Here is an 8,773-nt window from a genome sequence, read left to right on the forward strand (position 1 = left end):
TGAGAGAGGGGAATTATGTCTGTCAAATCCGCGCTTGTAAAATCAACAGCTTAGGCATGTTACTGGTTCGTCAATGTTTGTCAAATCTCGCTCTGCAGCGGAAGGGTGTCTTTTGGCGTGCCGCCAATGTTTGTCAAACCGCGGTACACAGATGCTTGAAACGGTAGTCGTCAGCTGTCAGGGGCCGATTCTAGTTCCAACCAGTCGAGCGCCCCTTGTCCACAATCGCTGCGCGGCCTAAAGTAAGAGCCAGCACGGTGAACCTAGGGCTCGTCAGATAGGACAGCGGTACCGTCATGGCAACAAGAATATCATCAGATTCTCTAGTGCAACCAAGTCACCACGGGCAGGTGCTGCAGGACGACACGCCTATACCCCTAGCAACAACTGGGCCCGAGCATTATCTCGTCGCGCCGTCCTTACCAGATGAAGCCATCATTTCCGTTATCGGGCGGTTCCATGTCCTGAGCTCTAATGGGACGCCGACCACCACTTTCCAAGAGTTATTCAACTGCGCTCCGTTCAACTTGTCTGCCTGGATCCCCCCGCACGTCGAGATGCTCGCATCGCGGATAGGTGAGGATGTGGAAGCTTGCACGCTAGAGATCTTGCGCGCGCATACGCTGTACCCCTTACTTGCAATTTTCAACGGACTGTCGTTCCCTGCCAATCCAAGTAGAGCAACCGCAAACAACGCGGCGAACACACCAAAGCGGCTTTCTACCGAGACAATCCGACTTTGCCTAGAATGCCTGCGTGAAGATATGGATGTCTATGGTGTTCGCTACATTCACCGATCGCATCAAATACCTGGAGTAGAAGTGTGCAGTAAGCACGCCTCCCCCTTGCTATACAAATGCCCTCACTGCGAGTGTGCATTCAGCCGACATTGCAATCTTTCCCTCGTACCTTGGCGGCGATGCACCTGCAAGAAATATGTTTTCGAAAGCATACCGCACGCACAGGAAGCAGATCCCATCGCGCTGTCCTATGCCCAGTTCTCTGCGACGCTTTTGCAGTCGGCCCCACACTCAACGGTGTCACCACGCGTGCTGGTCGAGAGCTATCGTGAGCGCGCGCGTGCAACTGGCTACAGTTGGGGCAACGACAGAGTGAGCCATGTCCGACTGAAGACGGAGATGGAAAAATTCTATGGAAAAGCTTTTCTAAGAAGGACGGATGCAGCTTATCGCGAAGATCGGCTAAGTGAATGGTTAAAGATGCTGAATGATTCCAGCGTTACAGAACCACCGCTCGGCCGCCATCTGTTGTTTGCGCATTTTCTGTTTCGCGACGCCACCCAGTTCCTGAGTTCCATCGGTTCGAGCAGCGGGAATGAGCGAACGGCTGGCACTGAACGGCCCGCTATGAAACGACGAACTAGCGGTATCGGTACCAGCAGGACAAGCAAGCCGAGCATAAAGCAGCGTATCGCAAGCCTTTTGCGCGAGCTTACAGATCGCGCTCGCGATATTCCTAATTGCTCTATCGAAGATTTGTGGAAATCGCATTATGGGATGATGAAGCGACTTGTCTCTCTCGATCTGGAAGCGGTTACCCTATTAAGACGCAAGCTTCAGCAGCTGAAACCTAGGCCGGTTGGCCCGGCAAGAGTTCCGCACAAGAGTGAGAAAGACGGCGAACGGGCGCGCTCGATCAGAGCGACGGCCGCAGCCTTGTATGCATCCGTTGGCAAGCCAGAAAAAGTTACGATCAACCGTCTCGCCAAAGACACCGGCTGGAATCCTACAGCACTCAGTCAGTACGCCTTTCCAGAAACTCTGCAAGCGCTGGAAGAGTGTGCGGAATCCAACTGGCACTTCTATGCCAGGCGGATTTTGTGGGCCAAGCTAGCGCACAAGCATGCTGCGATCAGCATTGCAAGAGCCCGGTCGGGAGTGGAATACCATCGCTCTCTCGTACTAATGGATTTTTTTCAGGATGTCGATCTATCGGTCTCTTACGACGCTGAAACCATAACGCGGCTGCTTGCAGAACACGGCATCCAACGCGACTGGCCTGGCCCCTGCCCGGCGCGTGAGTTTCCTCCCGCTGGCCGCAAGTACTATACGAAGAGCTAGACCTAGATTGCCGAGCCTGATCAAGCCCAAAAAAATAGAGATCCGCATCAGTTCCCTTCAACTTTCGGTGTAGCGGCTAACCTAGCGCGTCTTCGGTATGTTTCTCACGCCACGCAAGTTGCCGCGCTCGAAACACCGCAGCTGGTTCAAGGACTTGGGACAGCAGTTCTGCCGTTCGGGGTAGCCGTGCAAGATGTTTGTCGAGCCACGATGCGTTGCCAGTGAATCGCCCGATCTCGTTGAGCGTCAAACGTGTCGGACGTCTCGACGGTTCCAGTATCTCTACAACCGCAAACGTCACGCGCTCCGCCATCGCCCTGTCGCGGATGCACCAGTCCACTGACGAGGTCCGCTCCACAATCCGGGGCGTGGAGGGAAGTTGAGCCTGGAGCCAGGCGCGGTCATGCCGATACAACCAGGTGAAGTCGGCGCCAAGTGCTGTCCTGAGCGCCTTAAATCCGACTGATGGTGTCGCGCCCGTCACGGCTCGAAGCTTGCCACGGGCATGTGCCTGCCGCTGCACCCGCAGGCTGGCGGTACGCTGAGCTTGCAGGCCGCGATCTGCTCCCAGAATGCGATTAACGGTTGATGCTGACATTCCGGTCGTTTTCACAATATCCGCGATGGCGTTGCCCGCCGCCAAAGCATGCCAAACTCGCGAACGAACCGTGACATCGAGCTTCTTGGACCTGCGCATAAAGCCGATGCCGATTTTTTCCGCTTTTACCAAGACTGCATTGACAGATAGGCCGATTTCTTTTGCCACCTGACGCATCGACCGGCCCTCAGCCGCCAGCTCGGCAATCTTGCATTCCGTGGCTGCGGATGCCCGGTCGTCAGCCGCTGAATTAGTCACCAGAGACGGGATATCTGTCCAGAGAAAGGATTCGATGCTCTCGGCCAGAAACCCGATCAGCAGGACATGCAGCAGCGGATGGTGTGTAGCGCGAGGCCGGCGGTAAAGGCTCGTCAACCACGAGTCCTCCCCATTGCAACGCGCGAATATGCCATCAAACGGAGGCAGGTTTCTCAAGCTTTCCCAAAAGCCGAGGAGCTCGCTTTGCAACGCCCGTTGATGGACCCTCATGCTGGTTGTAGCCAAGCCCCGGTCCACCAAATGAGCAAGGTAATGGTTCCGCCAGGTCAAGGGATTTACCGGCACAGTGCGCAACAAAAATAACTGCGCAATGAGCCGCGAGACAAGAACCAATCTTTCGCGTTCCTGCTCATCGACATTGGGAACATTGCTCTTTCCGCTCCACTTCGCGGCTGCAGCCGGGAGAAATAACTGCGTGCGTTTCAAGCGCTGTGCCAGGCAGTCAAATGCGACGAGAGGAACCCCGTGGTACGGGCAAACCAGGACACCCGGGAACTGATGCGCGCGATACCACGTCGCTATGCCGATTGTCTCGCAGTCGACACCAGCACAGACAGGGCAGAAACGTGGCACGTCTTCCGCTCCCACGCGACTTGCCAACAGTCCCAAAGCGATTTTTGTGTTGGTTGCCGTGCCCGTCGCCATCGAATTGGCAATCCGTGTGTAGTGGGCAAGGTTCATAAACGGCCTGAAGCACGGGAGAATCGTGTGTCCTTCAATCAGTTCTTCGATAGTGTTCACCTGCAACCGGAGATGCTTAGAGATCACGTTCAGGCCGCTGGGAAAGGCCGTGCCCAGCGTCACGCATCGGCGACCCAGCAATTCGATCAGTGTGTCCCCGGAGGTCGGATGGCCAGTCAGTGCATGGTAGCGGGACACGATGCCAAATATCGTCTCTTCGGGAACGACGATATCGCCAGCGCTTCCTGCCGGCTTCCCTTCTAAGGCTGCAGATGGTTTCGCACCCCATTTATCGACGACCGCCCAGGCTGACGCCTTCATGGCTGATCACCCCCTTCTCGACCAGGTACTTGTGCGGATCATCAGCATCCGCCGCGGTCCGCATGTCCACGTACCCAGGAGGTAGTGCTGGATCGACCGCACCGGAATCGCCGGGTTCGGTGCTACCGTCACACGACTGTGGTGATGCGCTCTGTCCGGTCTCCGCTGCCGGCGCGGCAAAACCCGTCACCGGAAACAGCTGATCAAGATGATCCTGCACGACCGTGACATGTTTGGGAAACTCGAGCAATTTCGCCAGGGCTTCGTCGACCGGCAGCAAATCTTCGTATTGCGACAGCGACTTTGTCGTATTCAAGCGTAGCGCATTGATCGCTGGGTGAAGCAATCCCAACCCATCATCGTACGTCTGCCTCAGTAGCTTCGGCGTCAACGTTTCAGTGCCATCGAGCATGGCACGCTGTTGCGCGAGCTTGAAGAGCAACACGACGAAGTCAGGAATGCTCTGACTAAGATCGAAGACCGTATCGAGCATCTCGTCATCCGGATCTTGTGGTTGTCGGACCCACTGATACCTCCAGATGCGCCGAACGAAATCATCCCACTCCTTCACACGCTTTGGCGGCCGCTCGAATTGGATCAGGCCGCTTTCCGAAGCCCGGCGGCCGTCCTTCATTTCATTTGTGAACAGGTTGGCTGCCTTGCTGGTACCGATTTCCACCACCGGCACCCGAAGGGTTGTGCGCAGATCCTGGAAGAAATGCAGCAACGGGGCCGTGCCGTGTGTCTTCTGCAAACTGAGCCGCTGAATCTCGTCAATGATCAGGATGCCGAGGAAGTGGGTCGCAGCGATCTGGCGCATGGCCCCTTCAAGCATGTCCTCACGCATTACTGTCCTTGAAAACAATTTTTCGTATTTGCCGCCAGTGCCGAGAGCGGCATCTACCTGTCGCGCGAACTCACGGCAGAAACTCGAGATCGAACCGTTTTTGGGACAGGTCACTTTCAGCCATACCAGTTGCGTGATCGGCAGATGGCGCCCTCGCCAAGAAGCGTGATGGATGACCTGTTGGGGATATGTTCGCAAGATCGCATCGGCGCAGGTTGTCTTTCCAGACCCGCTCAGCCCGACGATGAACAGTTGCGATTCGCACGGGATTAGTTGCCAGTCGAGGTTTCGCCACTGCTCGTGATCCTGGGCGGTATAGATGCTGCGCCAGGTCGTCGCCTCGAACGGATTGCGGACGACGTAGCCCGCCCGGAGCAGGCGCGAGATAGTGCGTTCGACGTCATAGAAAATCAGGCGAGGAATCACGACATACTTGAGCCGTGCAAGGAGGTGCCAGCGCTCCTCGGTCGACATCGCACGCTCTTCCGGCTGAATCTGCGGACGCAGGACCATTGCCCTCGCAGCTTCCTTCTCGGTGAGGATCGGGGGAAGTGCTTCTATGAGCGGGTTATCGCGATACTCTGCGATATTCTGCTCAACATACGCAGGAGAAGAATGGTCGGTACTCATTAGCTGCCTCCAGTATGGCCACCGCTCCCGGCGCCAATTCTTTACAAACTCCAGATGTCGTCGAGTGGGTTTTGTTTTCGCATATCGGGGCGCAACTTCACCACATTGTCTTGCGCCGGTGGCTCGCAATACGACTGCGCCGCTTCACGCGCGTGTTCAACTCGCTCGGCAGTTTTCTCGAAGGCCCGGTTCGCATGCACATTCGCCTTCTTCTCGGTCTTGCTCAGTCCCTGCTTGGCTTGCGCCGCGGCTTCCTTTGCGGCCGCCGTGATCGCTTCGCACTCGGCGTCCAGTGTGGCGGACACCTGCCGCAGCGCCGAAGCTTTGTGGTCTGCTTCCAAACCAAGCAACTTGGCGCGATCAATCATCTCTTCCAGACGTGCCAGCCGATATTTCTCGTTGTCGTCCAACAGTTCGCAGGGTTCCCACTCGCGTGATATGGCGTTGAGAATCCAGATGGACGCAGGCGCATACGGCAGATGACGGATCTCGATCGGTTCGACCTTGCCGTTCGTTCTTGCCCGTGCAAACCACTCTTCGCGGATAGCTCGCTCGCAGGCGTAACGGCGCCCATGGAAATAGATACCGTCACGCCGGACCGATGCGGTGGCGGCCGGTAAAAGCTTCGTCCACACCCTCTGTTTTTCTAGCACCTTCGCTCCTCCCGTCAGGTGCTCCATCCCCCAATTCCAAACCGCTAGTGGGGTCGCATCCATGAGATTTTCTCCCAGCATTTCTTCGGGCAGTGCGTGAGCGCGATATGCAGACAAGTTGTACTTGATCAGCTTGTAGGCCAGGATCCGGCTCAACTCAGGAAGTGTCAGCGAAGCGTCGAGCGAACAGTGGCGTCGCTTCATCTCGTCCAGCCGGCGGTTCAATGCCCCCGGCTCAAAATGGATGGTGTGATTATTGATGAGGTTGAACTGCTGCTCCACATTAGGTTTCCAGTCAGGCCGGCGAACCGCAGCGTTCTGGATAGTGATGCCGAGTTCTTTTGGTAACGCATCTGAGGCCTTGGATTTCAGCTCGCCGTTATCGCACAGTAGTTTGTGAGGCAGATGATGACAAGGCCAAAGATCCGGGCCGATATCAATGCCTAGCTGCCGACAGAAATCGGCCTTGTATGAGAATGCATTGAACAAGGCCAACCTAGCGCCTTCCCAACTTGGCCCCTCGAGCCCGAGATAAAAACCCACCACCATTCGGGAAAAGACATCGACCACAACATACAGGACGGGCCGCCCGATCAGCCAGGCACGATTGAACACCGATACAAGGTAGACGTCTACGATGGTTGCGTCGATTTCGAACCGTGCCGCGGGACCAAATACCCTGCTCTTAGAGGATCCGAGTACTCCCCGATGCTTAAGGTTCCAAGTAGTCGTGCTGATGTTTCGCTTGGTAAGTGAAAAATCCTGATTCATCTCCTTCACGACCTGATTGAACTGGTGTAGCGACGGCGCTTCGTGATCTTCAGGTAGTACCGGGATCAGCAGGTTTCCGTGTTCAATCTCCCCGGTTTTAAAGTATGTCCGCTTGGTATCCTCCCAAGCCTTCTTTATCGTCACACCGGGCTTCAGAAAGGCATGAATTCCCTGAACGATCTTGGTTTGGACATCGGCTCTCGACGGCCCAAGCACCGATGGATCGTTCTGCAGCTTCACCCGGTCTGGCCGTCGACCACGTTTGTTCGATCCTGCCTTCTGCCGCTGACCAGACGGTCCACACAAGTCGTAGCACGCAATTAGCGCATCAATACAGCTACCGTACGCCCAATATCGATACAAAGGCCGGTACACCTGCTTAGGATCGAGCTCTAATTCCGCAGCACGCGCCAGGATCAGGCGGCCACGGGTACGCGGCAGATAGATATCAGGAATACAGTCTTCGCGGACCAGAGGTTTAATAATCGCCCAAGCTCGATCCCTAACATCCAGACTCCGGCGCAAGATCGCTTCCTCAGGCTGAAACACATATGGTCGCAGCTTCACTTCGATTCGTTGAAGCAGGCCATCGTTTAGAAGCCGCATCACCTCCTGCAGGCTATATACACCCGGTTTCTTTAAATTCTTCTGTATGCCGATGGCCACGAGCACGTCTTCGTCCGGCACGACCCACAGAACACGCTGCGGACAGGCAAAGCCTGTTTCTACAACGTTCGGCACCGCCTCGAATACCTCAGCAAGATGCAATATTTCCATTGTGACCACCTTCTTTAGCAGAGGTGAATCGAGGGTCAGATCGGACGGATAAGACGACTGGAATACAGCGCAAACCGATGGGCACACGTAGGTCCAAGTTAATCAGTTTGTGCCAACTACAATAGCGAAACATGTCGGTCGCCAGTTCAAGAGAAACAGCGGAACTCAACACTGCCGTGCATTCCCGCAAGCGCTCCGCGAGCGTTAGATCTTGTAAGGACGGTGTATTGAACGCCTCAAGAAACCGGGGCAGCTGCTTCACGAAAGCATCCGGATGAACGCCATGATCTACCGTGAAGTAGCTGAGCCACTCTAGATTGTCGATGACTGTCTTGTCGAATTCAGCGTTTGTAAACAGGTACCATGGGATACCGCGCAATAGCCAATACCGTCGCTCAATCTCCAGTTTGGTGAGCACAGACTTCCGGCCTCGACCACGCAAGTCGTCCGCGCTCTTGATGCTATAGGCTACAAGGGACCGCTTGCCAGCCCTATCAATCCTCGTCAGCAGAAAATCGGTCGTCATGACGATCGGTGTTCGGCTTCCGGGGTAGCGTGGGTGATGGACTTCCAACGACGATGCGATGCGCTGGGTTGCAGACTCCGGAAATAGTGGAAATTGTTCCCGGATATCAACGACGTCGGCCGCGTAGTCCGCCATCAAAAAGAAGAAACTTTCGTTGTCAGAAAATAGATGATGCATCCTACCAGTCGTCACGCCTGGCCGACGGCTCATGCGTCCTCTCGATGAGAAGCATCGAACGTCAATCCAAGGTTTGTAGCTCACGGTTTCGCCTAAACCGAGCCCTTGAGCCTTCCATCTGCTGACGTCATCTGAAGTGATCGGTGCCCGTCTCATCATGCCGCCTGTTGCGCGCTATGTAAGCTCGCCAGGAGTCCTGCATCCAATCCAATCCAATCAGTCTAAAGCTAAAAACGGTTAGTTCAAGGTGAAGTAGCACCTGCCTGGGAACGTCACCAAGCTAAAGATTCCACTAAGTAAGTACTGGAAGACCTAGATCTTGCTGATTGTTTCGGTACCTGTAACGTAACCGCTTCACACGTGGCGAACAGATGAGCACAGGTTGGAGCGAGCCTTTCGCTGTGCACTCGACAGCGATAATCAAGGTTCCAT

Annotated in this window: 5 protein-coding genes; 1 reads left to right on the top strand and 4 read right to left on the bottom strand. The window is 55.4% G+C overall.

Features of this window, described 5'->3' with window-relative positions; genetic code table 11:
- The first annotated feature begins 296 nt into the window (after positions 1-296).
- Entirely contained in the window at positions 297-2,081 is a 1,785-nt protein-coding gene (locus ACSQ25_RS25910) for a TnsD family Tn7-like transposition protein (RefSeq protein ID WP_436108615.1), read from the top strand.
- Positions 2,082-2,157: 76 nt separating this feature from the next.
- On the opposite strand, the gene ACSQ25_RS25915 is transcribed toward ACSQ25_RS25910, so the two are convergent.
- The 4 genes from ACSQ25_RS25915 to ACSQ25_RS25930 are packed head-to-tail and all read right to left on the bottom strand — an operon-like array spanning position 2,158 to position 8,374.
- Positions 2,158-3,960 (bottom strand): TnsD family Tn7-like transposition protein, encoded by a 1,803-nt coding sequence (locus ACSQ25_RS25915; RefSeq protein ID WP_436108616.1) that lies wholly within the window; start codon positions 3,958-3,960, stop codon positions 2,158-2,160.
- Entirely contained in the window at positions 3,929-5,437 is a 1,509-nt protein-coding gene (locus ACSQ25_RS25920; protein ID WP_313318683.1) for an ATP-binding protein, read from the bottom strand. The genes ACSQ25_RS25915 and ACSQ25_RS25920 overlap by 32 nt, the downstream gene beginning before the upstream one ends.
- Before the next feature lie 41 nt (positions 5,438-5,478).
- Positions 5,479-7,638, bottom strand: coding sequence for a hypothetical protein (locus ACSQ25_RS25925; RefSeq protein WP_436108617.1), 2,160 nt, complete (start codon positions 7,636-7,638; stop codon positions 5,479-5,481).
- Entirely contained in the window at positions 7,616-8,374 is a 759-nt protein-coding gene (locus ACSQ25_RS25930; RefSeq protein WP_436108618.1) for a TnsA endonuclease N-terminal domain-containing protein, read from the bottom strand. Before ACSQ25_RS25930 ends, ACSQ25_RS25925 begins: the two co-directional genes overlap by 23 nt.
- Positions 8,375-8,773: the final 399 nt, after the last annotated feature.

It is taken from the genome of Massilia sp. LjRoot122 (genome assembly GCF_964252725.1).
Classification (GTDB): Bacteria; Pseudomonadota; Gammaproteobacteria; order Burkholderiales; family Burkholderiaceae_D; genus Telluria.